The organism is Pseudomonas sp. LBUM1679 (assembly GCF_059695565.1).
Genome location: NZ_CP166774.1, coordinates 3,804,156 through 3,830,230 on the forward strand (window position 1 = coordinate 3,804,156; position 26,075 = coordinate 3,830,230).

Consider the following 26,075-nt stretch of genomic DNA (forward strand, 5'->3'; position numbering starts at 1 on the left):
ATCCACATGACATCAACCGATTTCTGCGGCGCGTTTCACCGCGGCACGAATTCGTGGGTAGGTGCCACAGCGGCAAATGTTGCCGGAGAGCGCCTGATCGATGTCGCTGTCGGTGGGTTTGGGGATCTTCGCCAGCAAGGCGGCCGCCGACATGATCTGCCCGGACTGGCAATAACCGCACTGGACCACATCGAGTTCGGCCCAGGCTTGTTGCACCGGGTGCGAGCCGTCGGTGGACAGGCCTTCGATGGTCAGAATTTTCTGCCCGTGAGCCACGGCCGTGGCGGGCGTGACGCAGGAGCGCAGCGGCGCACTGTCGACGTGCACGGTGCAGGCACCGCACTGGGCCATGCCGCAACCGAATTTGGTGCCGGTCAGGTGCGCGACATCGCGCAGAACCCAGAGCAGCGGCATGTCCGCCGGAACGTCCAGCTCCTGATCCTTGCCATTGATGTTAAGGGTCAGCATGGCGAATTTCCTCAGACTCACGGTGTTCTGAAGGGACTCTGTGCATGACGCCATCATGTGGGAGCGAGCCTGCTCGCGATGGTCTCAAGGGCAACGCGTTCATTCGGAAAAACGCGTTATCGTTATCGCCCATCGTGCGCAGGCTCGCTCCTACAAGGGTTTGTCGGTCTGCGCGCACCTCGGGTTATCCCTACAGCTAAGCGCAAATTTTCCTGCGGGACAGGTTCATCGACCACCGGTCACTTGATGGCGGTCTTTATGGATGGAATGCGGATGTGGCTGCTAGCGGTATTTGTTGGTGCACATATCCGTTTATGTGGATATGGCTGCTTACGGTCTTTGTTGGTGTACATATCCGTTTCTGCGGTAACGGCCGCTGACGGTTTCGCCCTTACGGCGAGTCACTTGGAAGAGCCCCAAGTAACCAAGGTATTTTTGCCCCGCCATTCGGTGCCTCGCCCAGGCTCGGCATGCCCTCACTCCGGCATTGCTCCGGGGGCCCGCCGCCATCGGCCATCCATGGCCGAGGGCGGCTACCGCGGCATCCTTGCCGCGGTGCCCCTGCGCAACGCCTGCGTTCGGCCTCTGGGAAAGGGGCGGCAGATCTGAAGCCAAAGCCAAAGCAACGGCAACGGCAACGGCAACGGCAACGGCAACGGCAACGGCAACGGCAAAATCAACAGCTTCGCAAGCAGGCTCCCACAGGGATCGGCGTCGCCGCCGATCGGGAGTTCGCTGAAGATCTCCTGTAGGAGCTGGCTTGTCGGATCACCGCACCGCAGCGAAAGCGGCCTATCAATCAACACTTCTATTGAATGTGCCGCCGTCTTCGCCAGCAAGCCGGCTCCTACACGGGGATCGGCGTACAGCTTTTGCTTTTCACCACTCATCAGGCCGAGCGTTAGCTCGCCTGCAGCTTTTGATCTTGATGCACCGCCCCCTCCGAGAGGCCGAGAGGAGGTTCTGCGCAGTGGGCAACCCGGCATGGATGCCGGGTTAGCCGCCCCCGGCCATGGATGGCCGATGGCGGCGGGCCCACGGAGCAGGACCGGAGCGAGGGCATGCCGAGCCTAGGCGAGGCACCGAACGACAGGGGCAAAAGCGCTTGGTTACTTGGCGCTTTTCCAAGTGACCCGCCGTAAGGGCGGAACCGCCAGCGGCCGTTACCGCAGAAACGGATATGCCCCCCATCCCCCATCCCCATACCACAGAACGAAAACACCGGTCCGCCTGCCGCACTTGTCGATCTACGGCACAGCCAGACCACCAGCGGCTGACTACGCTGAAAGTCCCAGCCCGAGCAATCCGTAGAGGAGCACCGTCATGCATCGTGTTCAAAAACTCACGCCCTGCCTGTGGTTTGACGATCAGGCCGAAGAGGCCGCCAAGTTCTATTGCGCGATCTTCGATCATTCGAAAATCAGCGCCATGACCCACTACAGCAAGGCCGGTCGAGAGATCCATGGTCGGCCCGAAGGCTCGGTAATGACGGTCAGCTTCGAACTCGACGGGCAGAGCTTTACCGGGCTCAACGGTGGTCCCGTATTCAAGTTCAACGAGGCGATTTCGTTCCAGGTCAATTGCCACACTCAGGAAGAAGTCGACCACTTCTGGGGGCGTCTGTCGGCGGGTGGCCCCACTGAGGCCCGGCAATGCGGCTGGCTCAAGGACAAATTCGGCGTGTCGTGGCAGATCGTACCGGTGGCCCTGATGGACATGATGAAAGACCCCGACACAACGAAATCACAACGGGCCATGTCGGCGATGTTGCAGATGAAAAAACTCGACATCGCTGCGTTGCAGCGCGCCTTTGACGGCGAGAGCTAATACACTGCGAAACTGATCCGCCGCGGACGTTGACAATGAAACACACCGTTGCCAAAGACACGGACAAGGCCCCGCGCTTCTGGCGTGATGACGCCCTGCCCTTCATCGAAGCCCGCTCCATCGCCGATGGGCGCGAGGTCTGTTACACCCGGCACGCCCATGAGCACTTTTCCATCGGGGCGATCACCGCCGGGTGCAGTACCTATCTCCACGAGCAATCGGCATTTCAGGTCAGTGCCGGCACCGTCGTGCTGATGAATCCCGGCGATGTCCATGCCTGCAATCCCATTGATAATCAGCCCTGGTCGTACTTGATGTTGTACGTCGATACGCCGTGGCTCACCGATCTGCAGCACCAGCTCGGGTTCAGCCACGACCTCGCGTTTCGGCGGTTTTGCGTCACCCATAACCGCGACGCGCAGCTGTTTGCCGGCCTGACGGGCTTGTACGACGTGTTGGTTGACGATCAGCAAGACGTGCTGCGTAAACACAGCGCGGCGGTGGAGTTTTTCACCGAGGTGCAGCTACGGCTCAACCCGGTCGATCCACCGCTGCGCGAGCCCAATTTCAAACTGGAGCGGGCGGCTGATTACATCCGCGACAATTGCACGCAAATGCTCAAGCTCGAAGACATTTGCGAGGCGGCTCAGCTGTCGCCGTCTTATCTGATCCGTGCATTCAAGCAGCATTACGGCATGACGCCCCATGCGTTTCTGGTCAACCGGCGCATCCAGTTCGCCCGGGATCGACTGCGCAGCGGCAAGCTGATCGCCGATGTCGCACTGGAAGCGGGGTTTGCCGATCAGGCGCATTTTCAGCGGGCGTTCAAACAACACCTGGCGGCGACACCGGGGCAGTATCGCGGCTGAAACCCGCACGATCCCCTGTGGCGAGGGAGCTTGTCGGAACGCCGCACCGTCCCGCTCGGCTGCGCAGCAGTCGTAAAACCTGAGAACGCAAAGTGTCTGACAAAATGCGTTTGCAGGTTTGCGGGGCCGCTTCGCAGCCCAACGGGAGCAAGCTCCCTCGCCACAGAGATCTGCGTTAAGACGCCTAAGGCAACACCAGGTAAATGGCACTCACCGTCAGCAACAACGCCATGATCCGGTTGAACAAGCGCATGCCTGCCGGGTTGTTCAGATAACCGCGCAAAAAAGTCCCGGCATAGGCCCAGCAGCCGACGGACAGGTAGCAGATCACCAGGTACACCGCGGCAAACTGCCAGACCAGCCGCGCCTCGCCATCGGCGACAAACGCCCCCATGCCGGCCACGCAGGCCAGCCAGGCTTTCGGGTTTAGCCATTGCATGACGGCGCCGTAGAGCATCGACGGTGCCCGGCCTGACTCCTTCGCTTCGAGCTGCCCCTGGTCGGCAGCCAATTTAAAGGCCATGTACAACAGGAACGCCACGCCGGCCCATTGCACCACCTGCGTCAACGCTGGCCATAGCTGCAACAGCTCATGCAAGCCCAATCCCATCAGAACCAGCAGCAATACAAAGCCCAGCGTTGCACCGGCCACATGTCGCTGACTGGCGCGAAAACCGTAACGCGCCCCCGAACTCAACGCCACGATGTTCACCGGCCCCGGCGTTATCGAAGCCGCCAGGGCAAACGCCGCCATGGAAATAATCAGACTCATCGCACCTTTCTTCCATTCAATTGAACCAGGCCCCAAGGTAGAGAGCGGCTCGATGGCTGTATTGAACAAAACGCCCCTCACCTGTACCGCGACTGGCGTTCACCACTGTACGGGTCAAGCCTTGCACGCCTGTGATAAAAATATCGCTCTTGTTTCAGGAGCCCCGTCATGGACCTCGCCACCCTCTCCCTCTTCCTCCCCGCCTGCTTCGCCCTGAACATGGCACCAGGCCCGAACAACCTGTTGTCGGTCAGTAACTCGACCCGCTATGGCTATCGCACCGCGTGTGTCGCCGGGATCGGCAGGCTGCTGGCGTTTGCCGGGATGATCGCCCTCGCGTCGGCAGGGCTGGCAGTAGTGCTGCAAACCTCGGAGCTGCTGTTCTACGGGATCAAGATCGTCGGCGCGGCCTATCTGTTTTATCTCGCCTGGCAGTTGTGGCGTGCCGATCCCGGGACGCAAGACAGTGTTGCGGGAGCGCCGGTGGGCACGCTGAGATTGGCGCGACAGGAATTTCTGGTGGCGGCCGGCAATCCGAAAGCGATCCTGATCTTCACCGCGTTCCTGCCACAGTTCGTTGACCCGACCCGGGCAATCACCCCGCAATTTGCGCTGTTGGGCGCGTTGTTCCTGGTGCTGGAATGGATTGCGATCGGCGCCTACGCCTATATGGGCCTGCATATGCGCCGCTGGTTTGCCGAGCCACGGGGCAAGCGGATATTCAACCGTTGCTGCGCGGGCTTACTCTCGGCGGCGGCTTCGGTGTTGCTGATGGCACGCCGGGCCTGAACTGTGTAGGAGCTGCCGAAGGCTGCGATCTTTTGATCTTGATATTAAAAGGCAAAATCAAAAGATCGCAGCCTTCGGCAGCTCCTACGAATTCTCTGTCGATTTTCCGGTGGAGGCGCCGGGCGACGCGCCTTATGCTCAGCCCATGAACCTACAAAACGCTGTGCTGCCGCCCCACGCCGAGATGGTTCGCGCCATGCTCGAACGAGACACCGCCTACGAGGGGGTGTTTTTTACTGCGGTCAAGACCACCGGCATCTTCTGTCGCCCCAGTTGCACGGCGCGCAAGCCGAAGCCGGAGAACGTCGAGTTCTTTGCCCATGCCGATGATTGCCTGTCGGCCGGCTACCGCGCCTGCTTGCGTTGCAAACCGCTGGACGCGGCGGCTATCGCTCCGGACTGGGTGCAACAACTGCTCAGGGCGGTGGACGCAGGTCCCGACCTGCGCTGGAGCGACGCGCAGTTGCTCGCAGAAGGCATCGAGCCACTGAAACTGCGGCGCTGGTTCAAGCAGCATTTCGGCATGACCTTCCACGCCTGGCTGCGCACCCGCCGCCTCGGCATGGCCTTGGGCGGTATCAAACAGGGCGACTCCATCGATCACGCCGCATTCGACTCAGGCTATGAATCACTGAGCGGTTTCCGCGATGCGTTTCAAAAGTCCTTCCACATCACGCCCGGCCGCGCCATCAACAGCGAGCCGTTACTGTTCACTCGCCTGACCACGCCCCTGGGGCCGATGATCGCCATGGCCGAACGCCGGGGGCTGGTGTTGCTGGAGTTTCTTGACCGGCCGGCTCTGAACCGGGAAGTCGAAGAGTTGCAGCAGCGCTACGGCTATGCCGTGGCACCGGGGCACAATAGCCATTTGCGCCAGATCGAAGAAGAACTGGCAGCGTATTTCGCCGGCAAACTGACCGTGTTCAACGTGCCGCTGCACCTGCCGGGCAGCGAATTCGCCCGCCGGGTGTGGGCCGAGCTGGCGAAGATCCCTTACGGCCAGACCAGCACCTACGGCACCATCGCCGCGAAGCTGGGCAAGCCTGGCGCGAGCCGCGCCGTGGGCCTGGCGAACGGGCACAACCGCCTTTCGATTGTGATGCCCTGCCACCGGGTGATCGGTGCGGACGGCTCGCTGACCGGCTATGGTGGAGGACAACCGCGCAAGGCGTTTCTGCTCCGGCTGGAAAAAGCCGCGGTGCAGCTCACCGAACACCTTGCGTTCTGATCCACGCCATCATGAACATCACCAGGAAGGACAACCTGACTTCCATGCACGACCCGTACCTGCCCGCCACCGCGTTCCTGGCGTCCATCGACGACGACTGGCGCCGTCACATCGCCGCCATCGGCCCCTGCCTGCATCAGGCCCATGCGGCTCGCGACCCTTATGAGTCGCTGGTGCGGGCGATTGCCTACCAGCAACTGCACGCCCGGGCCGGGGACGCGATTGTCGGTCGATTGCTGGCCTTGTTTCCAGGGGGGGCATTCCCCAGGCCTGAACAGATTGTCGCGACGAACTTCGAGCGGATGCGCAGTTGCGGATTTTCCGCCAGCAAGATCGCGACCATTCAAGGGATTGCTCAAGCGACGCTGGATGGCGTGGTGCCGGACTACGTCACGGCGCTGGCCATGGAGGATGAAGTGTTGATCGAGCGTTTGGTCACCTTGCGCGGGGTCGGGCGCTGGACCGTGGAGATGTTGCTGATCTACAGCCTCGAACGGCCGGATATTTTGCCGGCCGATGACTTTGGCGTGCGTGAGGGCTATCGGCGACTCAAGGGGCTGGAGGTGCAGCCGACGCGTAAGCAGATGATTGAGATTGGACTGGCGTGGAGTCCGTTTCGGACGGTGGCCTCTTGGTATTTGTGGCGGGTGGCTCGGCCCTAGACCGCAGCACCGCATCAACCTGCTCCGCAGCTTGCAACAGATGGCTGTCGTTTCTGAATCCTCCGATGATTTGAAGGCCTGCTGGAAGCGCTCCTGTGTTCCGAACCAGAGGGACATTAATTTGGGGCAATCCAAATGCCATCCAAAACTTGCTGAAATCGGAAGGTCCGGTGGCTTCAAGTCCCAACGGGGCGACGATGCCACAGCTCGCACCCAAAACGGCGTCAAAAGGCTTGAATATTTCTTCCAGAACGATAGCTAACTTTGCTAATCGCTTCTGTGCCGCTGACTCTTGCTCCCAGGTCGTCAGACTGGCGCGCTCGAACATGGCTAACAGTTCTGCGCTCAGTTTGTCCGGTTGCATGTGCAGTTCTTTGGCGAATGATCGAGCGCCCTCGCAATCGTTTATCAGCAGGTGGTCATCAAATACAGCGGCAAATTCCTCGGGCAGCAGCACCTCGCTCACTTGATGCCCTGCCGATCGCAGACTTTCTACAGCGGCCTCCAGTGAAGTGGCCACGTCCTCGTCTATTTGATCCCAACGGGCCGTACGACAAAAGCCGAACGACCGTAAAGGGCGCTCATGGGTGAGCTTGGGAAAACCAGGAATCAACACTTGAGCCATCAGCTCCAGATCACGCACGGAGCGGCCATACCAACCCACCGTATCGAAGCTTGGCGCTAATGGTTTGACCCCTTCAAGAGAAACCAACCCATAGGAAGGCTTGAACGCATAAAGTCCGCAGTAGGATGCGGGTTTAATCAATGATCCGGCCGTCTGTGTCCCCAAAGCGATCGGGAAAAAACCGGCTGCCATCCCTGCTGCCGATCCGGCGCTGGAGCTTCCAGGGGTTCTGTCGAGATCGTGTGGATTGCGGGTGGGCCCGGTATGCATGTAAGCGAATTCGGTGGTATGGGTCTTGCCCATGATGACTGCTCCGGCCTGACGCAGCAGTGAGACGACATGCGCGTCGCGCGATGGGCAGTTGTCATCATAGATCGGAGAGTAAAAACGGGTGGGATGATCCAAGGTGTCATAGTTGTCTTTGATGCCCACTGGAACACCTGCCAGGAGACCCTTCGCTTTACGCTTTGTCATTTGCTCAACTTGCGCGCGCACTCCGTCCGGATCGAACGAAACAAACGCCTTTATGCTCGGCTCTCGCGACGCAACACATTGAAGAAAGTGTTCGGCTACCGACTCTGTACTCACCACATCCGAACGAACCCATTCCGAAATGGCAGTGGCATCAGAATTACTGAAATCGTGCATATCGTTCCTTTTTCATTTCCTGGAGTTGCACCACCATGGACACCTCTCAAGTCGCGTAAACCGATTGCAAATCAGCGAAACCTTTTATCTCGATAGGATTCCCGGCAGGGTCCAGAAAGAACATGGTTGCCTGTTCTCCGGGCTCTCCAGGAAAACGGATGTCCGGTGGGAGAACAAACTTTACTGCGCCTTTGATCAGGCGGTCTTTTAAGGCAATCCAGTCCGCCATCTGCAATATCACACCAAAATGGGGCATCGGCACCTTGTGCGCGCCTACCTCTCCGGTGTTACTCACTGGAAAGGGTTCGCCCAAGTGCAACGATAATTGATGCCCGAAAAAATTGACGTCTACCCATGTATCAGTGCTTCGACCTTCCTCACAACCCAGTAAATCACAGTAGAACTGACGGGAAAGCGCCAAATCGCGGACGTGAAAAGCAAAATGAAAAATCGACTGCATAGGTGGCTCCTGAAAATCACCGGAAGGCGCAAATGACTGGACCGGATGAAGCTTGTGCGGTTTTTATCAAAAGAGATAGCATGTAGTTTTTAATGCCATCGAAAGAATTTGTTATGGACACCCGTTATCTGAAAAGCCTCATCACGGTCGTGGAATGCGGTTCCATAGCACATGCCGCGCGCGTGGAGGGGTTGACGGCAGCAGCGGTCAGTCAGCGAATTCTCGCGCTCGAACGGCAACTCGGCTTCGAACTTCTGTCTCGCGTCGGGCACTCAGCCAAGCCGAGTCAAGCCTGTCTATGTCTATTGCCCAGAGCCAAACGCGTCGTTCGCGAGATTGCGCTACTGGCGGGCGACGCCGACGTGGGGGGGCTTACGGGACCATTGAGAATAGGCGCTATTTCGACCGTCCTGACCGGTCTGCTACCCGGAGCATTGCGGGCCCTGACCGAGCTGGCACCGGGTCTCAAGCCGGTCATTGTGCCGGGAACATCGCGCTCGTTGTATCAAGCACTTCTCTCAGGTGAAGTGGACGCTGCCATATTGGTCGTTCCGCCTTTTGAATTGCCAAAAGCGTTGCATCTGGTATCGCTGCGAAAGGAACCTCTGGTTTTCCTGTCGAAGGAAAAGACCTCGGACAGCATCCTTGCTCAACTGAAAACCCGTCCCTACATTCGATACGATCCAGATTCGTGGGGCGGACGCCATGCCGAGCATTTCTTGGCGGACAATGGCTTGACGCCGACGCCACTGTTGGATCTGGATGCACTGGAGACCATTGCCATGCTCGTCACCGAAGGTCTTGGCGTGAGCCTTGTGCCGTATTGGTCCGGCTTTGAACATTGGGGCCATAAGTGCGCAGTGCACCCGGTAGGCATCGACCGGTATGACAGAGAGATTGCGCTGGTCAGCCATGTCCAGACTGACAGGCCCAACATGATGAGCGTGTTGTGCAAGGTACTTTCAACAGACTAAGGAGGGCCGCTGAGGGTCTAGGGGGCGTTCTCAATTAGTTTCCACACCGCGGCGGGGAAACTAATTGAGAACGCCCCCTAGGCTGTACTGGGTAAGTTCCAGACTCGTCGGAGGATGTCATGCAGCTCGAAGGTTCCTGTCATTGCGGCGCGGTGTCATTCGGTTTGACCAGCGCCCACCCCTACCCCTACCAGCGTTGCTACTGCTCGATCTGCCGCAAGACCCAGGGCGGGGGCGGTTATTCGATCAATATTGCGGGTGACGCCGCCAGCCTGAAAGTGCGTGGCCGCAAACACATCGCGATTTACCACGCACGACTCAAGGAAGAAGGCGCCAAGCGCGCCCACCGCAGCACTGCCGAACGGCATTTCTGCTCCCTTTGCGGCTCCGGCTTGTGGTTGTTCAGCCCCGAATGGCCGGAATTGATCCACCCGTTTGCATCCGTCATCGACACCCCGCTGCCGGTGCCGCCAGAACACACGCACTTGCTCCTCGATTCCAGGGCGCCGTGGGTGGAAGTCGACGTGCGTCCTGGCGATAAGCAGTTCGATGTCTATCCCGAAGAGTCGATCGCCCAGTGGCATGAACGTCTGGGTTTGAGCCGCTGAAGCGAGCCTGCCCTGCTGCAGCGGGAACGGTGAACGCTTTGTCGCACCCTTGCTGGGCGCAGGGAGCTTTACCCGTTTTGTAAAGGACCGAAATCATTCATCCTCCTGCGTTTGCCGTCGAAACTTGCTGCGCAAGGCCGAAGCTTTTACTGTTTGACTCGCACGTACATGCGTTACAAGTACACAGCTCACTCTTTAGTTCACCCTCTAAAATCAACCAAGGAATGGTTATGAACAAGAAACATCTGAATACTTCATTTTTACTAGCTGGAACATTGTTTTTATCGACAGGAGTTTACGCCGTCGATCTCGGTGCAGGCCTTGTCAATGAGTCCGACGCGGTATTACTAAAAAATCAAAACAACAGCCATAGCCGCTGGAATGGCGTTGGGAAAATATTCTGGAACGATGAACCCAGCTGCACCGCGAGCCTGCTCGATACACGCGATGAAAATAACAATGCGGTCGGCCCCGCCTATTTGCTTACAGCAGCACATTGTTTGATCGAAGAATGGGGTTTTGACCAGCCTGTCGAGGAAACCGTAAAATTCAACTACTTCAATGACACATCGAACGCCTACAAAAGCTACAAAATCAATAACACTGTCTGGAAGGACTATAAACATACCGATCTCGCCGTCCTGGAGCTGGACGCTACCTTGTCTACATTACTCGCGGATGGAATTAATCCGCTTCGGATGGCATCCGAATGGCCCAGGGTAACTGCAAATGTGCTTGTGGTCGGTGCTCCAGAGGATCTTCAGGAGTCCGGGCTGCGTTTGGCAGCCTGCGCCCAGGAGCCGACAGGGGCCCCTCTGGTTGAAGACACTCGCGCCTACCTCGCCACCTTGAAAAACCGCTGCAAGGAAATACGCCCCGGCTCTTCAGGAAGCCCTGTGCTTGACCGCAATACCGGCCAGATTCTCAGTGTTTTGACGACGAGTACCTATGGCGCGAAGATTGAAGAAAAATGCTTTGACAATGCGCCCTGTGAAATCAGGCGAGGACAACCGGTGTGGTCCTCCGATACCCACTACAGCGTTCCCGTCGATTATTTATCGGGCTGTTTCAGCAATGGCGTTTTCAGCAACGACTCAAATGCGTGCGCACCTTACACTACGTTCAAGGTGCTCACCTCGTCGTGGCCCACCCAATACATCGCCATGCCTGAGGATATCAACAGTTCGCCCCCTGCTGTACAGGTTGATTTTACATTGAACACCGCCTACTACCGATTCAAAACAGTGCAGGATGTTGCGCTTTGCCAATCTCCTCATGACTACAGCGGCACGTTCGATGCAACCGATGCTTCGCTAAAGGCGCCGATAAGCCGTGAATCCGGCATGCATTATCTTTGCATCATAGGCGTCGAATCTGCAGACCACAGGCCTAGCATCGAGCTGCTGAAAAGCGCCTGGGTTACCCCTGCACAACTGATCGAGAGAACACCAGTGCGGATGCCGGAGCCGACCATTATATTGAGCGCTGACTGGAACTATCACATTAAATGGCAGTATTCAATTCCGATGTATTTTGGCACGCTCTATTACACCAGTCCGGCCAAAGATACAGACTGCAGTGCAATACCGGTCAAAGACTACATTGAAACGTTTGAAACTATTACGTTTACAGCGGAAAAACTTCCTTTGACGCTGTGCAGTCGAAACAAGGATCTAAGCGACCGCTACTCAAGTGCTCGCACTGACCTGCTGGCATTGCCGTGAATGGCTGAGATTGGCCAAGTTCATCTTGAGCAATCCTTGATGTTTGACCCCGCCAGCCTGAGCGCGGCTGACGGGTTTTTTCCATGTAATTCAGTTCACTGCCAAGGGCGTTGGTACGCCACTGTGAAAACGGAATTCCACATCCGGCGATTCAATCAGCTCCTGCTCGGCGGCACGGACCTTGTCGATTACCTGGGCGATGTCCTTGGCGTCCCCGTACTGGTAGGCCAGTTTCAGGTAGCCCTGAAAATGCCGCGCCTCGCTTTTCAGCAGGCCGAAATAGAACGCGCCCAACTCTTCATCCAGATACGGCACCAGCGCCTCGAAACGCTCGCAACTGCGGGCCTCGATAAACGCGCCGACCACCAGGGTATCCACCAGCTTGACCGGTTCGTGGCTGCGCACCACTTTGCGCAACCCCGAGGCGTAACGCCCGGCGGACAGCTGACGCAGCTCGATCTTGCGCTTCTTCATCAGGCGCATGACCTGTTCGTGATGCACCAGCTCTTCCCGGGCCAGGCGCGACATCAGGTTGATCAGGTCGACATGGGAGTGATACTTGGCAATCAGGCTCAATGCCGTGCTGGCGGCCTTGAATTCGCAGTTCTTGTGATCGATCAGCAGGGTTTCCTGATCGGCCAGCGCGGCCTGGATCCAGCCGTCGGGGGTTCGGCAGCCGAGGAACTCGTGAATTTCGGGAAGGATCATGGGGCTCACGGATAAAAGGTTCAAAACGAAGGGCGCCGATTATACCGGCCTGCCGGCAGACCACCAGCCGCGACCGTTGATATGCATCAAGTCCCGAATGCCCGGCCAGCAACTATAGTTGTCCAACGCAGCTTTTTTACCTTCCTGGAGATCCCGAACATGCAAGCCATCCGCAGCATCCTGGTGGTCATCGAACCTGAACACTCGGAAAGCCTGGCGCTCAAACGGGCCAAATTGATTGCCGGCGTGACCCAGGCCCATCTGCACCTGTTGGTCTGTGACCGCAAGCATGACCACAGCGCCATGCTGGGCGTACTCAAGGCCGCCCTGTTGGAGGACGGTTTCAGCGTCACCACCGAGCAGGCGTGGAATGAAAGCCTGCACGAAACCATCGTCGACGTGCAGCAGGCGGAAGGCTGCGGGCTGGTGATCAAACAGCATTACCCCGACAGCCCGTTGAAAAAGGCCCTGCTGACCCCGGCAGACTGGAAACTGCTGCGCTACTGTCCAACCCCGGTGCTGTTGGTCAAGACGTCGAAGCCCTGGACCGGCGGGGTCATTCTGGCGGCGATCGACGTCGGCAATACCGATGGCGAACACCGCACCTTGCACGCCAGCATCGTCGACCACGGTTATGACATCGCCAGCCTGGCCAGAGCCCATTTGCATGTGGTCAGTGCCCATCCATCGCCGATGCTGTCGGCGGCCGACCCGACCTTGCAACTCAGCGAAACCATCGAAGCCCGTTATCGCGAGCAGTGCAAGACCTTTCAGGCCGAGTTCGACATTGATGACGAACACCTGCATATCGCCGAAGGGCCGGCGGATGTGTTGATTCCGTATATGGTGCACAAGCTCGGTGCGTCGGTGACGGTGATCGGCACGGTTGCGCGGTCCGGGTTATCCGGGGCATTGATCGGGAATACGGCGGAAGTGGTGCTGGATGCAGTGGAAAGTGACGTGCTGGTACTGAAGCCGGATACGATCATGGATCACCTGGAGGAGATCGTGACTCAGCATTGATATAGGCAGCGCCAATAAGGACGCCTTCGCGGGCAAGCCACGCTCCCACAGGGTTTGTGTCGATCACAACCATTGTGCACGACACAAACCCTGTGGGAGCGTGGCTTGCCCGCGATGCTTTTAGCCGCCAAAGGCGTCCCTGAGAAAGCCCGGCGCGATATAGCGCTGGTAATGCGCCTCGGAGAGCAAAAAGAACTCCCGATCGATGGCATCACGCAGTTCCGGCAGGTTCCAGTCGCGAAACTCCGGCATCAGCACCATCCCGTAGGCTTCCAGATTGTTGATCACCCGCGCACCACGGGCGATCAGCTGGTAAGCCCAGCAATATTGCGACTGATGCGGCACAAAACGGATCTTGCGTTGCTCCAGCTGCCATCGCAGGCGCTGGGGGTCGAAAATCTCCAGCTTGCTGGCCATCACTTGGGACAGCAACTGCTCAAGCCGCAGCCACACCGCACGTTTTTCTTCCTCGTTGTACCCATTCCAGTTAATCACTTCATGGTGGAAACGCTTGCAGCCACGGCACACCAAATCACCGTAAACAGTGGAGCAAAGGCCGACGCAGGGGGTCTTGATGGTCTGATTGGGCATAGGTAGGAGGACACGGAAAAGCAGAACAGGTGGGCATGTTAGCCCTTTGTCTAACATTCATCACCCCTCAAAAGTCAGACCCTAACTTACCTTTAATTTTTTTTTCCCGTAGAATCAGCCAGCCTTTTAAGGCGCCAATGTCCGTTAGAAGCTGTTTTCAAAGCGTCACGAGCACAGTCGTTCCTTCAGAGCGGTGTTGGCGAAGGGTTTTTCCAGCGGGGAAAAGCCCAACGCCAACCCTCATCAGCTCCCGTTCTGCAGGCGTAAAACTTTGAAAGCAGCTTCTGTAAGGAATTGTCGGTAATTCTGGCTGAGTGGCCCACAACGCCATGAAGCGCATGAGTACGGCAATTTCGGGATGAGCGTCCCGGACACCCAGATGGGACCACTGATGAGGGTAATAACTGTGCTTGAAGCCTACCGCAAACATATCGAAGAGCGTGCAGCACTGGGTATCGTTCCCCAGCCGCTTAACGCCGAACAAACTGCAGGCCTGGTCGAGCTGCTGAAGAATCCCCCGGCTGGCGAAGAAGCTTTCCTCGTTGACCTGATCACCAATCGCGTGCCGCCTGGCGTGGACGAAGCAGCCTATGTAAAGGCCGGCTTCCTGTCTGCTGTGGCCAAAGGCGAAGCCACTTCCCCTCTGATCGACAAGAAACGCGCTGTTGAACTGCTCGGCACCATGCAAGGCGGCTACAACATCGTGACCCTGGTCAACCTGCTGGACGACGCCGAACTGGCGCCAGTAGCGGCCGAAGAACTCAAGCACACCCTGCTGATGTTCGATGCTTTCCACGACGTGGCGGAAAAAGCCAAGAACGGTAACGTTCACGCCAAAGGCGTAGTGCAATCCTGGGCTGACGGCGAGTGGTTCAAGAACCGCCCGGTGCTGGCCGACAAGATCAGCCTGCGGGTGTTCAAGGTCACCGGCGAAACCAACACCGACGACCTGTCCCCTGCCCCGGATGCCTGGTCCCGCCCGGACATCCCGCTGCACGCCCTCGCCATGCTGAAAATGGCCCGTGAAGGTATCGTGCCTGACGCCCAAGGCGTTACCGGTCCGATGAAGCAGATCGAAGAAATGCGCAACGCCGGCTTCCCGATCGCCTACGTCGGTGACGTGGTCGGTACCGGTTCTTCGCGTAAATCGGCGACCAACTCGGTGCTGTGGTTCTTCGGCGACGACGTTCCTTTCGTGCCGAACAAGCGCGCTGGCGGTTTCTGCTTCGGCAGCAAGATCGCTCCAATCTTCTACAACACCATGGAAGATGCCGGCGCACTGCCGATCGAATTCGACGTTACCAACATGAACATGGGCGACGTGATCGACCTGTACCCGCATGCTGGCAAAGTCTGCAAACACGGCACCGACGAAGTCCTGACCACCTTCCAGATGAAGACTCCGGTCCTGTTGGACGAAGTTCGTGCTGGCGGCCGTATCCCGTTGATCATCGGTCGCGGCCTGACCGACAAAGCCCGCGCCGAGCTGGGCCTGGGTCCTACCGACCTGTTCAAGCTGCCTGAAGCACCTGTCGACACTGGCAAGGGCTTCACCCTGGCACAGAAAATGGTCGGCAAGGCGTGCGGCCTGCCAGAAGGCAAAGGCGTTCGTCCAGGTACTTACTGCGAACCGAAGATGACCACCGTCGGCTCCCAGGACACCACTGGTCCTATGACCCGTGACGAACTGAAAGACCTGGCGTGCCTGGGCTTCTCGACCGATCTGGTGATGCAGTCCTTCTGCCACACCGCGGCTTATCCAAAGCCGATCGACGTGACCACCCACCACACCCTGCCTGACTTCATCATGACCCGCGGCGGCGTTTCCCTGCGTCCGGGCGACGGCATCATCCACAGCTGGCTGAACCGCATGCTGCTGCCGGACACCGTCGGTACCGGTGGTGACTCCCACACCCGCTTCCCGATGGGCATCTCGTTCCCGGCCGGTTCCGGTCTGGTCGCGTTCGCCGCTGCCACCGGCGTTATGCCACTGGACATGCCGGAATCGATCCTGGTGCGCTTCAAAGGCAAAATGCAACCGGGCGTCACCCTGCGTGACCTGGTTCACGCCATTCCTTACTTCGCGATTCAGGCTGGCCTGCTGACCGTGGAGAAGAAAGGCAAGAAAAACGCCTTCTCCGGCCGCATCCTGGAAATCGAAGGCCTGGACAACCTGAGCATCGAACAGGCTTTCGAGCTGTCCGACGCCTCGGCTGAACGTTCGGCTGCCGGTTGCACCATCAAGCTGTCGAAAGAGTCGATCACCGAGTACCTGAACTCCAACATCACCCTGCTGCGCTGGATGATCGGCGAAGGCTACGGCGATGCACGTACTCTGGAACGTCGCGCGCAAGCGATGGAAGCCTGGGTTGCCAACCCTGAGTTGATGGTTGCCGATGCTGACGCCGAATACGCTGAAATCATCGAAATCGACCTGGCCGACATCAAGGAGCCTGTGCTCTGCGCGCCGAACGATCCGGACGACGCCCGTCTGCTGTCCAGCGTTGCTGGCGAGAAGATCGACGAAGTGTTCATCGGTTCGTGCATGACCAACATCGGTCACTTCCGCGCTGCCGGCAAGTTGCTGGAACAGGTCAAGGGTCAGCTGCCAACCCGTCTGTGGCTGTCGCCGCCGACCAAGATGGACGCTCACCAGCTGACCGAAGAAGGCTACTACGGCATCTACGGCAAGGCTGGCGCACGCATGGAAATGCCAGGCTGCTCGCTGTGCATGGGTAACCAGGCACGCGTAGAGCCGAATTCGACAGTAGTGTCGACTTCGACCCGTAACTTCCCGAACCGTCTGGGTGACGGCGCGAACGTTTACCTGGCTTCGGCTGAGTTGGCGTCCGTGGCGTCGATCCTGGGTCGCCTGCCGACCGTCGAGGAGTACATGGAGTACGCGGGCAAGATCGACAGCATGGCGGCCGATGTCTACCGCTACCTGTCCTTCGACCAGATCGCCGAGTTCCGTGAGGCTGCTGCGAACGCCAATATCCCGGTTGTTCAAGCCTAACGCTGCAACGCAAAAAAAAAACGCCGCCCATCGTGAGATGAGCGGCGTTTTTTTATGCCTTTTGATACTTGGCGTCCAATACCCGTTTCTGTGGTCACAGTGGCTGGCGCCCCTGGCAGCTGGGCATTATCCCGATCAACTGTAGGAGCTGGCTTGCCAGCGAAGGCGTCCGTTCAGCAATAAATAAGTCGACTGACCCACCGCTTTCGCTGGCAAGCCAGCTCCTACAGTTGATCTGTGTACGGCCTCAATACCCGACACGCCAGCCAAAAAAAAACGGCCAATCCGCATGCGGATCAGCCGTCATTCACTTCATCAGATCAAACAATCCGCAGCGATCATGCACTCAGCGAATAGATCAACGCCGAAATAGCCACCAAACCAACGGCCGTCACAAAGACATTGGAAGCCTGGCCGCGATAACGCGCCATCGCCGGCACCTTGCGGATCGCGTACATCGGCATCAGGAACAGAATCGCTGCGATGACCGGACCGCCGAGGGTTTCGATCATGCCCAGGATGCTCGGGTTCAGCGTGGCAACAATCCAGCAGACCACCAGCATGAACGCCGCCGTCATACGGTCCAGCGTCTTCGGTGCCGGGCGCTTGCCGCTTTTCACGATCAGTCCTTTAAGACCTTCACTGGCGCCAATGTAGTGACCGAGGAACGACTTGGAAATCGCCACGAACGCAATCAACGGCGCCGCAAAGGCGATGGTCGGATTGCTGAAGTGGTTAGCCAGGTAGGACAGGATCGACAGGTTCTGCGCCTTGGCCTCGGCCAGTTGCGCCGGCGACAGCGTCAGCACACAGCTGAACACGAAAAACAGCACCATCACCACCATCAAGCCGTGGGCCCGGGACAGGATCTGCGAGCTGCGCTCCTGGGCGTGATCGCCGTAACGACGTTTCTGGTCCACCGCAAACGCCGAGATGATCGGCGAGTGGTTGAACGAAAACACCATCACCGGAATCGCCAACCACAAGGTGTGCAACAACGCCGAGGGTTCAGGCAGCGTGGACGCGGTGGCCAGGATGCCGCCGTTCCAGTGCGGAATCAGGAACACCGCGAGAAACAGCAGTGCCACGATAAACGGATAGACCATCAGGCTCATGGCCTTGACGATCGCTTGCTCGCCGCAACGCACCACGGCCAGCAGGCCGAGGATCAGCACCAACGACAGTACGGCGCGCGGTGGTGGCATGATGTGCAATTGATGCTCGAGAAAACTGCCCACGGTGTTGGTCAGGGCCACACTGTAGATCAGCAGGATCGGGAAGATCGCAAAGAAGTAGAGCAAAGTGATCAACGCGCCGGCCTTGATCCCGAAGTGCTCTTCCACCACTTCGGTGATGTCCGCGCCTTCGCGTCCGGACAGCACAAAGCGGGTCAGGCCACGGTGTGCGTAAAACGTCATTGGGAACGCCAATACTGCCAGGATCAGCAGCGGCCAGAAGCCGCCCAGACCTGCATTGATCGGCAAAAACAGCGTGCCAGCCCCGATGGCCGTGCCAAACAGGCCCAGCATCCAGGTGGTGTCATGGCGATTCCAGCGGGTAAGGCTTGCTGGTGTCGCCGCTACATAGCGTTCGTCGACGCTATTGGCCTGATCATTCATCCGGTGGGATCTCCGCATTCCGGTCACTTGCTACCCGGTCAGGGCGAGTCGGAAAAACCGACAGGCAGCGCCCTGGCCGAAACAGGGGCGCGATTGTCCGGGATTAATGAACAGAAGCAAAGACTTAGCTGAGGAGTGGTTGTGCCACCCCCTGTAGGAGTGAGCTTGCTCGCGATGACAGCGGCACATTCAACGATGATTTTGCCTGACTCAACGCCATCGCGAGCAAGCTCGCTCCTACATTGGATCGGCAGTCCCCATTTGATAAAGGTCTCCCATCATGTATTTTGAAGTGACCTGCATTCCTCCCGGAATCTTGCCATGCCACTGGTTCGCGTCGATATCAAGAAGCATCAGGATCCAACCCACGCCAAACGCATCGGGCAATTGATCTACGCCGCCATGCACAGCGCCATTGGCGTGCCAGAGAACGATAATTTCCAGATTCTTGCCGAGCACGATGAACAGCATTTCATCTTCGATCCCGGCTACCTGGGTATCAACCGCACCGACAACCTGGTGGTGATTCAAATCACGCTGAGCGAAGGCCGCACCGTCGAACAGAAAAAGCTGCTCTATAAAACCATCGTTGACAGCTTGAATGTCAAACTGGCGGTGCGCCCAGAGGATGTTTTCATTAATCTGGTGGAAGTGAAGAAAGAGAACTGGTCGTTCGGCAACGGCGTTGCCCAGTACGCCCTCTGATCTCGCTCCCGATATAAACAATATTGATCGCCTTGCACTGTCGGCGCGTGGGAAAACACCTACAAACAATATATTTATAAACAAGCACGACAAAGTATTTCTTCGGCGCCGGACAGACTTAATTGTTACAATCAACTACCCGCCATTGAACACCCCTCATTTTCTGCTTATATTTTTCATGCATTGAATCAGGATGATCAATCGCAAGCGACTCTCAAATCTGACAAGGCGCTATCCGCATGCCCAATAATAATATTACTTCCACACTCCTTGCCGTCGCATTGTTGTGCCCTCTCAGTGGCTTTGCGCAACAAGCCCCCGCCACTGCCGATATTCGGGAACTGGCATCCTCTCCTCGGTGGCTGACAACCAAGGTCTATATAGAGGGCGCACCCCAAACGGATGTAAAAGAGAACTATCCTGGGGTGGTCGGCATATCAACGTGGGACCCCGAACGCAATCGCTATGAGTTCTTTTACACCGATACGGGAGAGTCAAAGTACAACCAAGGAGGTGGCGGTTACTTTTTTGTCACCGGCGATCAAAAAACCCACGTTCTAGTGCCCGATGTGGGACCCACCAAAACCGTGGTCAGGCAGTTGGAAACGTTGAACGCCAATGAGTTCACCTATTCACGCGAAGTGCCTCGCGACATGGTGAACAATAACCCTATGGTGCGCATCCATGTCGTGCATGCCCCCTACACCGGAACAGTAGTTACAAAGTCCGCCATCAAGCCAGATACCAATACCAATACCAATACCAATACCAATACCAACTGAAACCAGACGGCCCGCAGGACACTAACGATTCCATTCATTAGGCTGAAGTAGCACTGCCGCCTGAAACAAATCTTGTCACCTAATAACAACATGGAGTTTCACCATGCAAAAAACACTCAGAACATTACTAATATCTACGCTACTGATCTTCTCGGCGTTTTCCGTTGCCAATGCGCAATCCACCACGCCCACCCCTGCAAAAAATGCCGTATCCACGCCAGATAACGCCGTCATGCTGACCGTCTTTTTAAAGCACGATCAGTCACGACCATTGAGCGAACTAAAGGCCCAGCTTGCCAGGCAAGGATTCTATAAGGCCTTTCCACCTGCGGGGGTAGAGGTTGTCAGCTGGAACATCATGATGGGTATCGGACAAGTCGTCACACTGCGCCTTCCGGCCTCCCGCTTGGCAGAAGTAAACCTTGCGCTCGAAAATACGGCGTGGGGAAGTTACAGAACCGAGTTCTATCCCACCTATGATTTCAAAGCGATCGCACTGGCGGAACAAACCAAGGCACAACAAACGCAAACTGCCCAGTGACGCCTGCGGCAGCACACTGTATTTGCGGTGTGCTGCACTGTGACGTCACATCGGCTCCGTGCCCTGAAGCGTGAATTTGCTTCTTTCAGGATGCAGTCCAGACTAAAAAACACCTCCTCCGCGATTGACGACCATTGCCAATCCGCTGGGGAATCAGCACCCTGAAACCACTTTTTCGTGCCCGACACGCCAATGATCACAGGAGCAGAGTAATGCCCGCAACCGTTCTGGTACTGGTTGAAACAATCAATGATTACCTGCCGATTCTCGAACATCAGGGCTTCCACCTGATTCTGGCCCCGACGCCCGTCGAGCGCGCCGCGGCCATCACCCGGCATGGCGGTCAGATCGATGCAGTACTGACCCGCGGTCCCTTAGGACTGTATGCCGATGAAATCGCCGCCCTGCCCAATCTCAAGATCATCTGCGTGATCGGCGCCGGCTACGAACAGGTCGACCTGCAGGCCGCCGCCGACCGGGGCATCACGGTCACCAACGGTGCCGGGGTCAATGCGTCTTCGGTTGCCGACCACGCCATGGCGATGCTGCTGGCGCTGGTGCGCGACATTCCACGCTGCGACGCCGCCGTGCGCCGGGGCGAGTGGCCGAAGATCATGCGTCCTTCCCTGGCCGGCAAACGCCTGGGCATCCTCGGTCTCGGCGCTGTCGGCATGGCCATTGCCAAGCGTGCGGCTCACGGCTTCGACATGACCGTGAGCTACCACAACCGCCAGCATCGCAGCGACGTCCCCTACAGCTTCTGCTCGACGCCGACCGAACTGGCGCGCGCCTCGGACTTTCTGATCGTCGCCACCCCCGGCGGCCTGGGCACCAAACACCTGATCAACAAACACGTGCTCGATGCCTTGGGCCCCAAAGGCTTCATTGTCAACATCGCCCGGGCCAGTGTCATCGTCACCGCGGATCTGATCAGCGCGTTGGAACAGCGACGAATTGCCGGTGCCGCGCTGGATGTCTTCGATGCCGAACCCCGTGTACCGGATGCATTCAAGGCGTTGGCCAACGTGATCCTGACGCCGCACGTTGCCGGTTTGTCGCCTGAGGCAACCCAGGGAACCGTGGAGCTGGTGGGCCGCAATCTGGTGGCATTCTTTTCCTCACAGCCGGTGCTCACCCCTATCGATCTGCCGGCATCCCGGACCCAGGCAGTGCTATAGGCGGTCATTCAAACGGGTGTATCAAAAGCAATGATTGCCCGGCAACACGCTCACCTATAACGGCTGTTCGTGGTTGTGGGTGTCGGGTGTGCGCATTAGATTAGCCAATAGTCTCAGGCCTCCAGAATAAGCAGAAGGGATAAGCATGGCGCTTACTGACCAGTCCACCCGTATCCGCTCCGGCGAAGAACTCGATGCCAGCCTGATCGATCCGTACCTCAAGGCTCATATTCCGGGGCTCAGTGGCCAGCCTGCCATCAGCCAGTTTCCGGGCGGTGCGTCCAACCTCACCTATTTGCTGGAATACCCCGAACAGGAATTCGTCCTGCGTCGGCCGCCCTTTGGCCATAAGGCCAAGTCTGCCCATGACATGGGCCGCGAGTTCCGGATCCTCAATCAGCTCCGGGACGGCTTCCCGTACTGTCCTAAAGCGTACGTGCACTGCACCGATGAATCGGTGATCGGCGCCGAGTTCTATGTGATGGAACGGGTCAAGGGCATCATCCTGCGCGCTGAACTGCCGCCGGAGCTGGGCCTGGATTCGGCAAAGACCGAAGCCCTGTGCAAGAGCTTTATCGACAAGTTCATCGAACTGCATCAGGTCGATTACAAGGCCTGTGGCCTGGGCGACCTCGGCAAACCTGAAGGTTACGTCGCGCGGCAGATCAAAGGCTGGAGCGAGCGCTACGAAAAAGCCCTGACCCCGGACGCGCCGCAGTGGCAAGCGGTCAAGGCCTGGCTCAATGACAAAATGCCGGCCGATCACCCCACGCCGAGCATCGTGCACAACGATTACCGCTTCGATAACGTGATCCTCGACCCGAACAAACCGATGCAGATCATCGGCGTGCTCGATTGGGAACTGACCACCCTCGGTGACCCGTTGATGGACCTGGGCAACACCCTCGCCTACTGGATCGAAGCCGACGACCCGGCACCTGTGCAGTTGATGCGCCGCCAGCCGAGCCACGCCCCGGGCATGCTGACTCGCCGTGAGTTCGTCGATTACTACGGCCAACGCTCAGGCATCCAGATCGACAACTTCGACTTCTACTACACCTACGGCCTGTTCCGCCTGGCCGGCATCGTGCAGCAGATCTACTACCGCTTCTTCCATGGTCAGACCCAGGACAAACGCTTCGCGCAGTTCATTCACATGAACAAACTGCTGGAGCAGATGAGCTTGCAGGTCATCCAGAAATCCAGCCTCTGACTACGCCCCTGGCCCAATAACAAGACTTTTCATAAGGGAATCCCATGTCCAAGACCCAGTTGTTCGACCTCGACGGCAAGATCGCTTTCGTTTCCGGTGCCAGCCGCGGCATTGGTGAAGCCATCGCCAAGTTGCTGGCCCAGCAAGGCGCCCACGTCATCGTTTCGAGCCGCAAACTCGACGGCTGCCAGCACGTGGCCGATGCCATCGTCGCTGCCGGCGGCAAAGCCACCGCCATCGCTTGCCATATCGGTGAAATGGAACAGATCAGCCAGGTCTTCGCCGGCATCAAGGAACAGTTCGGGCGCCTGGACATCCTGGTCAACAACGCCGCGACCAACCCGCAATTCTGCAACGTACTGGACACCGACCTCGGCGCGTTTCAGAAAACCGTGGACGTCAACATCCGCGGCTACTTCTTCATGTCGGTGGAAGCCGGCAAGCTGATGCGCGAAAACGGCGGCGGCAGCATCATCAACGTGGCTTCGATCAACGGTGTCTCGCCGGGGATTTTCCAGGGCATCTACTCGGTGACCAAGGCTGCGGTGATCAACATGACCAAGGTTTTCGCCAAGGAATGCGCGCAGTTCGGCATTCGCTGCAATGCCCTGCTGCCAGGCCTGACTGATACCAAGTTCGCTTCGGCACTGGTAAAGAACGAGGCGATCCTGAACACCGCGTTGCAGCAAATTCCACTCAAGCGTGTGGCGGATCCGAGTGAGATGGCGGGGGCCGTGCTTTACCTGGCCAGCGATGCGTCGAGTTACACCACTGGCGTGTCGCTGAATGTGGATGGCGGTTTCCTGTCCTGACACGGTTCTACAGAAGACCAAAAGGCAGCCTCAGGGCTGCCTTTTTTGTAGGTGCACCGGCTGATCTCATTATTCCCATTCGACGCCGAACCCCTGCAGGAGCTGCCGAAGGCTGCGATCTTTTGATCTTTCGACTTTGGCGTCTTCGAAATCGCCAACAATCAAGATCAAAGGATCGCAGCCTGGGGCAGCTCCTACGCCGAAATTCGCGCACACGGAATATTTATTCCATTTATTGCATTTTGGGTATATTTATTCTATTAATGAACTTCTGAAAACAATTATCCAAAGAGGGTCCCGGCCATGCGCGAACTCGGTATCGGTCTTATCGGCACAGGCTTCATGGGCCGCGCCCATGCCTTGGCGTTTCGCAATGTCAGTGCAGTGTTCGAACTCCCCCTGAAGCTCAAACTCGCCGCCCTGGCCGACGCCGATCCACAGCGTGCCCGCCACTGCGCCGACGCCTGGGGGTTCGAAACCGCCCACAGCGACTGGCAGCAATTGATCGATAATCCCAAGGTCAACCTGATCGCCATCACCACGCCCAACCACCTGCACTACCCCATGGCCATGGCCGCGCTCAGCGCCGGCAAAGCGGTGTACTGCGAAAAGCCGCTGGCGGTCAATCTTGAACAGGCCGATGCCATGCGCCAGGCGGCGAAAGCGGCAGGCGTGGTCACGCGGGTGGGTTACAACTATCAGCACAACCCGATCATCGGCCTGGCGCGGCAACTGATCGAAAACGGCGAGCTGGGGCATATCATCAGTTTCCAGGGGGAGTTCAGCGAAGACTTCATGGCCGATCCCGCATCACCCTGGTCCTGGCGGTGCGACGCCGGGCATGCCGGTGGCGCGCTGGCGGATCTGGGTAGCCACCTGCTGGCCATGGCCCGTTATCTGGTGGGCGATGTCGAGTCGGTATGCGCCGACACCCAGACCGTGCACGGGCAACGTCCCGCCACGCCGGGCAGCCAGGAGCAACGCAGCATCACGGTCGATGATCAGGTCCATGCCCTGCTGCGGTTTGCCAACGGTGCGCGTGGGACATTCAGCAGCAGTTGGCTCAAGCACGGTTACAAGAATCACCTGAGTTTTGAAATCAGCGGCACAAAAGGCACCCTGGCATTCGATCAGGAGCGCTTGAATGAATTGCGCCTCCATCGCGCCGGACAGGACGGTTTCCAACGCTTGCTGGCGGGACCGAATTTGCCGGGTTATGCCGCGTTCAGCCCGGCGGCGGGGCATCAACTGGGCTACAACGAACTCAAGACCCTGGAAGTGCATGACCTGGTGATGGCGCTGGCCGGGTTCGGTCAGGGTGGCACGGATTTCGAGCAGGCGTGGGAAGTCGAACGCCTGGCAACGGCGATTCGCCTCGCGGCGCGAGAGTCGCGCTGGGTCAGGCTGGAAGAGCTCGGATCGACCACTCAGTGAGCGCCCGCCAGCAGCTCAACGCCTGTTGCATACATCTGCGTGATCACTGGTGTAACAGCTCAATGCAGGAGCTGGCGAAGCCTGCGATCTTTTGATGCTGGCGTCTTCAAGAGCGCCAACAATCAAGATCAAAAGATCGCAGCCTGCGGCAGCTCCTATGCCGCTGGCGGTCTACGCCAACTGATCCGCGCTTACTGAGTGATGCAACGGGTCAGGGTGGTGTTTCGGGTCACCTGCCCTTCCGCTCGCATGTCGCCTTGCACATCAACGTTTTCAGTGGTTTGGCAGGTACGCACAGGGGGCGGCGGCGGAGCAAGGGGGGGTGGAGGCGGAGGACTGGCACAACCACCGAGTATCACCGCGCAGAGGGCAAGCGGCAGTGGCGCAAAAACGCGTTTCCCAAGACTTTTCATAGGTTGACCCGCGATAAGTGATGTACACAGTGGTGTGACAACAAAACAACGCTGGAAAGTCCACGGGCCGGCAACAGAAAGGCAGGATTACGACGTTTCGGGAAGATGCAGGGTATTGCTCTCAAGTTCATACCGCAGCTCTTCAACCAAAGCTGCCACGGCCTCCGGTGATCTGAGGCTCGTCACATTCAGTCCACTGACCACCAGGTCCACCTGCCCGGAGACCGGGTGATACAGCTTCACAGTCACCGAGTTATCACCCGACACGCTGCACTCACAAGCGCGAGGAGAAAACTGCTGCTCCAGTTGCGCGCGCAATTGCGCCAGATAAATCATTGCGATTCACCCCTGGCCCGGTTGATTGCCCCGTCGACCGAAACTGTCTT

At 58.1% G+C, this 26,075-nt stretch carries 25 protein-coding genes; 17 read left to right on the forward strand and 8 right to left on the reverse strand.

Annotation, left to right across the window (positions count from 1 at the left end):
- Nucleotides 1–12: 12 nt before the first annotated feature.
- Nucleotides 13–468: a (2Fe-2S)-binding protein gene (locus ACA062_RS17210; protein WP_497452176.1), complete on the reverse strand. Its 456-nt coding sequence runs from the start codon at nt 466–468 to the stop codon at nt 13–15.
- A 1,323-nt stretch (nt 469–1,791) separates the two neighbouring features.
- Between ACA062_RS17210 and ACA062_RS17215 the strand changes: the two genes are divergently transcribed.
- Together ACA062_RS17215 and ACA062_RS17220 are read left to right on the forward strand one after the other, a co-directional pair.
- Entirely contained in the window at nt 1,792–2,295 is a 504-nt protein-coding gene (locus ACA062_RS17215) for a VOC family protein (protein WP_497452177.1), read from the forward strand.
- A 35-nt stretch (nt 2,296–2,330) separates the two neighbouring features.
- Entirely contained in the window at nt 2,331–3,164 is an 834-nt protein-coding gene (locus ACA062_RS17220) for an AraC family ligand binding domain-containing protein (protein WP_497452178.1), read from the forward strand.
- A 184-nt stretch (nt 3,165–3,348) separates the two neighbouring features.
- Here the strand turns inward: ACA062_RS17220 and ACA062_RS17225 are convergent, their stop codons facing one another.
- Complete coding sequence (locus ACA062_RS17225; protein ID WP_497452179.1) at nt 3,349–3,936, reverse strand: LysE family translocator; 588 nt, start codon at nt 3,934–3,936, stop codon at nt 3,349–3,351.
- Between the two features lie 168 nt (nt 3,937–4,104).
- On the opposite strand from ACA062_RS17225, the gene ACA062_RS17230 reads away from it, so the two are divergent.
- From ACA062_RS17230 to ACA062_RS17240, 3 genes are all read left to right on the forward strand, one after another.
- Nucleotides 4,105–4,725, forward strand: a complete 621-nt coding sequence (locus tag ACA062_RS17230) for a LysE family translocator (protein ID WP_497452180.1) — start codon at nt 4,105–4,107, stop codon at nt 4,723–4,725.
- A 145-nt stretch (nt 4,726–4,870) separates the two neighbouring features.
- The gene (locus ACA062_RS17235) at nt 4,871–5,953 is read left to right on the forward strand and encodes a bifunctional transcriptional activator/DNA repair enzyme AdaA (RefSeq protein WP_497452181.1); all 1,083 of its coding nucleotides are present in this window, start codon (nt 4,871–4,873) and stop codon (nt 5,951–5,953) included.
- Between the two features lie 44 nt (nt 5,954–5,997).
- On the forward strand, nt 5,998–6,615 hold the full coding sequence (locus tag ACA062_RS17240; protein WP_497457439.1) for a DNA-3-methyladenine glycosylase family protein: 618 nt from the start codon (nt 5,998–6,000) through the stop codon (nt 6,613–6,615).
- Here the strand turns inward: ACA062_RS17240 and ACA062_RS17245 are convergent.
- Together ACA062_RS17245 and ACA062_RS17250 are read right to left on the reverse strand one after the other, a co-directional pair.
- Nucleotides 6,503–7,888 (reverse strand): amidase, encoded by a 1,386-nt coding sequence (locus tag ACA062_RS17245; RefSeq protein WP_497452182.1) that lies wholly within the window; start codon nt 7,886–7,888, stop codon nt 6,503–6,505. The two genes, ACA062_RS17240 and ACA062_RS17245, sit on opposite strands and share 113 nt — an antisense overlap.
- 46 nt (nt 7,889–7,934) lie before the next feature.
- Nucleotides 7,935–8,348, reverse strand: a complete 414-nt coding sequence (locus ACA062_RS17250) for a VOC family protein (protein WP_497452183.1) — start codon at nt 8,346–8,348, stop codon at nt 7,935–7,937.
- 113 nt (nt 8,349–8,461) lie between these two features.
- Between ACA062_RS17250 and ACA062_RS17255 the strand changes: the two genes are divergently transcribed.
- From ACA062_RS17255 to ACA062_RS17265, 3 genes are all read left to right on the forward strand, one after another.
- Nucleotides 8,462–9,322, forward strand: coding sequence for a LysR substrate-binding domain-containing protein (locus ACA062_RS17255; RefSeq protein ID WP_497452184.1), 861 nt, complete (start codon nt 8,462–8,464; stop codon nt 9,320–9,322).
- Nucleotides 9,323–9,441: 119 nt separating this feature from the next.
- Nucleotides 9,442–9,930 carry a GFA family protein gene (locus ACA062_RS17260; RefSeq protein WP_497452185.1) on the forward strand — a complete coding sequence of 163 codons (489 nt, stop codon included), beginning with the start codon at nt 9,442–9,444 and terminating at the stop codon, nt 9,928–9,930.
- A gap of 230 nt (nt 9,931–10,160) precedes the next feature.
- Entirely contained in the window at nt 10,161–11,654 is a 1,494-nt protein-coding gene (locus ACA062_RS17265) for a trypsin-like serine peptidase (protein ID WP_497452186.1), read from the forward strand.
- A 90-nt stretch (nt 11,655–11,744) separates the two neighbouring features.
- Here the strand turns inward: ACA062_RS17265 and ACA062_RS17270 are convergent, their stop codons facing one another.
- Entirely contained in the window at nt 11,745–12,362 is a 618-nt protein-coding gene (locus ACA062_RS17270; protein WP_497452187.1) for a MiaE family protein, read from the reverse strand.
- Nucleotides 12,363–12,521: 159 nt separating this feature from the next.
- Between ACA062_RS17270 and uspL the strand changes: the two genes are divergently transcribed.
- Nucleotides 12,522–13,385, forward strand: a complete 864-nt coding sequence (gene uspL, locus ACA062_RS17275; RefSeq protein WP_497452188.1) for a universal stress protein UspL — start codon at nt 12,522–12,524, stop codon at nt 13,383–13,385.
- A gap of 120 nt (nt 13,386–13,505) precedes the next feature.
- On the opposite strand, the gene ACA062_RS17280 is transcribed toward uspL, so the two are convergent.
- A complete protein-coding gene (locus ACA062_RS17280) occupies nt 13,506–13,976 on the reverse strand; it encodes a DUF1289 domain-containing protein (RefSeq protein WP_128871074.1) in 471 nt (156 codons plus the stop codon).
- Between the two features lie 406 nt (nt 13,977–14,382).
- Between ACA062_RS17280 and acnB the strand changes: the two genes are divergently transcribed.
- A complete protein-coding gene (gene acnB, locus ACA062_RS17285; RefSeq protein ID WP_497457440.1) occupies nt 14,383–16,992 on the forward strand; it encodes a bifunctional aconitate hydratase 2/2-methylisocitrate dehydratase in 2,610 nt (869 codons plus the stop codon).
- 338 nt (nt 16,993–17,330) lie between these two features.
- On the opposite strand, the gene ACA062_RS17290 is transcribed toward acnB, so the two are convergent.
- Entirely contained in the window at nt 17,331–18,611 is a 1,281-nt protein-coding gene (locus ACA062_RS17290; protein ID WP_497452189.1) for a serine/threonine transporter, read from the reverse strand.
- A 321-nt stretch (nt 18,612–18,932) separates the two neighbouring features.
- Here ACA062_RS17290 and ACA062_RS17295 point away from each other — a divergent pair, with 321 nt between their 5' ends.
- From ACA062_RS17295 to ACA062_RS17325, 7 genes are all read left to right on the forward strand, one after another.
- Nucleotides 18,933–19,316: a tautomerase family protein gene (locus ACA062_RS17295; protein ID WP_497452190.1), complete on the forward strand. Its 384-nt coding sequence runs from the start codon at nt 18,933–18,935 to the stop codon at nt 19,314–19,316.
- A gap of 239 nt (nt 19,317–19,555) precedes the next feature.
- Nucleotides 19,556–20,098, forward strand: a complete 543-nt coding sequence (locus ACA062_RS17300) for a DUF4822 domain-containing protein (protein ID WP_497452191.1) — start codon at nt 19,556–19,558, stop codon at nt 20,096–20,098.
- Between the two features lie 103 nt (nt 20,099–20,201).
- Complete coding sequence (locus ACA062_RS17305) at nt 20,202–20,639, forward strand: hypothetical protein (RefSeq protein WP_497452192.1); 438 nt, start codon at nt 20,202–20,204, stop codon at nt 20,637–20,639.
- Nucleotides 20,640–20,851: 212 nt separating this feature from the next.
- A complete protein-coding gene (locus ACA062_RS17310; protein ID WP_497452193.1) occupies nt 20,852–21,817 on the forward strand; it encodes a 2-hydroxyacid dehydrogenase in 966 nt (321 codons plus the stop codon).
- A 145-nt stretch (nt 21,818–21,962) separates the two neighbouring features.
- On the forward strand, nt 21,963–23,030 hold the full coding sequence (locus ACA062_RS17315; protein WP_497452194.1) for a phosphotransferase family protein: 1,068 nt from the start codon (nt 21,963–21,965) through the stop codon (nt 23,028–23,030).
- Between the two features lie 44 nt (nt 23,031–23,074).
- Complete coding sequence (locus ACA062_RS17320; protein WP_497452195.1) at nt 23,075–23,842, forward strand: SDR family oxidoreductase; 768 nt, start codon at nt 23,075–23,077, stop codon at nt 23,840–23,842.
- A gap of 303 nt (nt 23,843–24,145) precedes the next feature.
- Complete coding sequence (locus tag ACA062_RS17325) at nt 24,146–25,276, forward strand: Gfo/Idh/MocA family protein (RefSeq protein WP_497452196.1); 1,131 nt, start codon at nt 24,146–24,148, stop codon at nt 25,274–25,276.
- A 500-nt stretch (nt 25,277–25,776) separates the two neighbouring features.
- On the opposite strand, the gene ACA062_RS17330 is transcribed toward ACA062_RS17325, so the two are convergent.
- The gene (locus ACA062_RS17330; protein WP_497452197.1) at nt 25,777–26,025 is read right to left on the reverse strand and encodes a DUF1652 domain-containing protein; all 249 of its coding nucleotides are present in this window, start codon (nt 26,023–26,025) and stop codon (nt 25,777–25,779) included.
- Nucleotides 26,026–26,075 lie beyond the last annotated feature (50 nt).

Excerpts from the sequence above, each read along its gene's own strand:
- ACA062_RS17295 (WP_497452190.1), top strand. The coding sequence starts at position 18,933 with ATGCCACTGGTTCGCGTCGATATCAAGAAGCATCAGGATCCAACCCAC.
- ACA062_RS17235 (WP_497452181.1), top strand. The coding sequence starts at position 4,871 with ATGAACCTACAAAACGCTGTGCTGCCGCCCCACGCCGAGATGGTTCGC.
- ACA062_RS17310 (WP_497452193.1), top strand. The coding sequence starts at position 20,852 with ATGCCCGCAACCGTTCTGGTACTGGTTGAAACAATCAATGATTACCTG.
- ACA062_RS17240 (WP_497457439.1), top strand. The coding sequence starts at position 5,998 with ATGCACGACCCGTACCTGCCCGCCACCGCGTTCCTGGCGTCCATCGAC.
- ACA062_RS17255 (WP_497452184.1), top strand. The coding sequence starts at position 8,462 with ATGGACACCCGTTATCTGAAAAGCCTCATCACGGTCGTGGAATGCGGT.
- ACA062_RS17290 (WP_497452189.1), bottom strand. The coding sequence starts at position 18,611 with ATGAATGATCAGGCCAATAGCGTCGACGAACGCTATGTAGCGGCGACA.
- ACA062_RS17215 (WP_497452177.1), top strand. The coding sequence starts at position 1,792 with ATGCATCGTGTTCAAAAACTCACGCCCTGCCTGTGGTTTGACGATCAG.
- ACA062_RS17250 (WP_497452183.1), bottom strand. The coding sequence starts at position 8,348 with ATGCAGTCGATTTTTCATTTTGCTTTTCACGTCCGCGATTTGGCGCTT.
- ACA062_RS17300 (WP_497452191.1), top strand. The coding sequence starts at position 19,556 with ATGCCCAATAATAATATTACTTCCACACTCCTTGCCGTCGCATTGTTG.
- ACA062_RS17260 (WP_497452185.1), top strand. The coding sequence starts at position 9,442 with ATGCAGCTCGAAGGTTCCTGTCATTGCGGCGCGGTGTCATTCGGTTTG.
- ACA062_RS17325 (WP_497452196.1), top strand. The coding sequence starts at position 24,146 with ATGCGCGAACTCGGTATCGGTCTTATCGGCACAGGCTTCATGGGCCGC.
- ACA062_RS17320 (WP_497452195.1), top strand. The coding sequence starts at position 23,075 with ATGTCCAAGACCCAGTTGTTCGACCTCGACGGCAAGATCGCTTTCGTT.
- ACA062_RS17305 (WP_497452192.1), top strand. The coding sequence starts at position 20,202 with ATGCAAAAAACACTCAGAACATTACTAATATCTACGCTACTGATCTTC.
- ACA062_RS17225 (WP_497452179.1), bottom strand. The coding sequence starts at position 3,936 with ATGAGTCTGATTATTTCCATGGCGGCGTTTGCCCTGGCGGCTTCGATA.
- ACA062_RS17245 (WP_497452182.1), bottom strand. The coding sequence starts at position 7,888 with ATGCACGATTTCAGTAATTCTGATGCCACTGCCATTTCGGAATGGGTT.
- ACA062_RS17330 (WP_497452197.1), bottom strand. The coding sequence starts at position 26,025 with ATGATTTATCTGGCGCAATTGCGCGCGCAACTGGAGCAGCAGTTTTCT.
- ACA062_RS17230 (WP_497452180.1), top strand. The coding sequence starts at position 4,105 with ATGGACCTCGCCACCCTCTCCCTCTTCCTCCCCGCCTGCTTCGCCCTG.
- ACA062_RS17315 (WP_497452194.1), top strand. The coding sequence starts at position 21,963 with ATGGCGCTTACTGACCAGTCCACCCGTATCCGCTCCGGCGAAGAACTC.
- ACA062_RS17270 (WP_497452187.1), bottom strand. The coding sequence starts at position 12,362 with ATGATCCTTCCCGAAATTCACGAGTTCCTCGGCTGCCGAACCCCCGAC.
- ACA062_RS17280 (WP_128871074.1), bottom strand. The coding sequence starts at position 13,976 with ATGCCCAATCAGACCATCAAGACCCCCTGCGTCGGCCTTTGCTCCACT.
- ACA062_RS17210 (WP_497452176.1), bottom strand. The coding sequence starts at position 468 with ATGCTGACCCTTAACATCAATGGCAAGGATCAGGAGCTGGACGTTCCG.
- uspL (WP_497452188.1), top strand. The coding sequence starts at position 12,522 with ATGCAAGCCATCCGCAGCATCCTGGTGGTCATCGAACCTGAACACTCG.
- ACA062_RS17220 (WP_497452178.1), top strand. The coding sequence starts at position 2,331 with ATGAAACACACCGTTGCCAAAGACACGGACAAGGCCCCGCGCTTCTGG.
- ACA062_RS17265 (WP_497452186.1), top strand. The coding sequence starts at position 10,161 with ATGAACAAGAAACATCTGAATACTTCATTTTTACTAGCTGGAACATTG.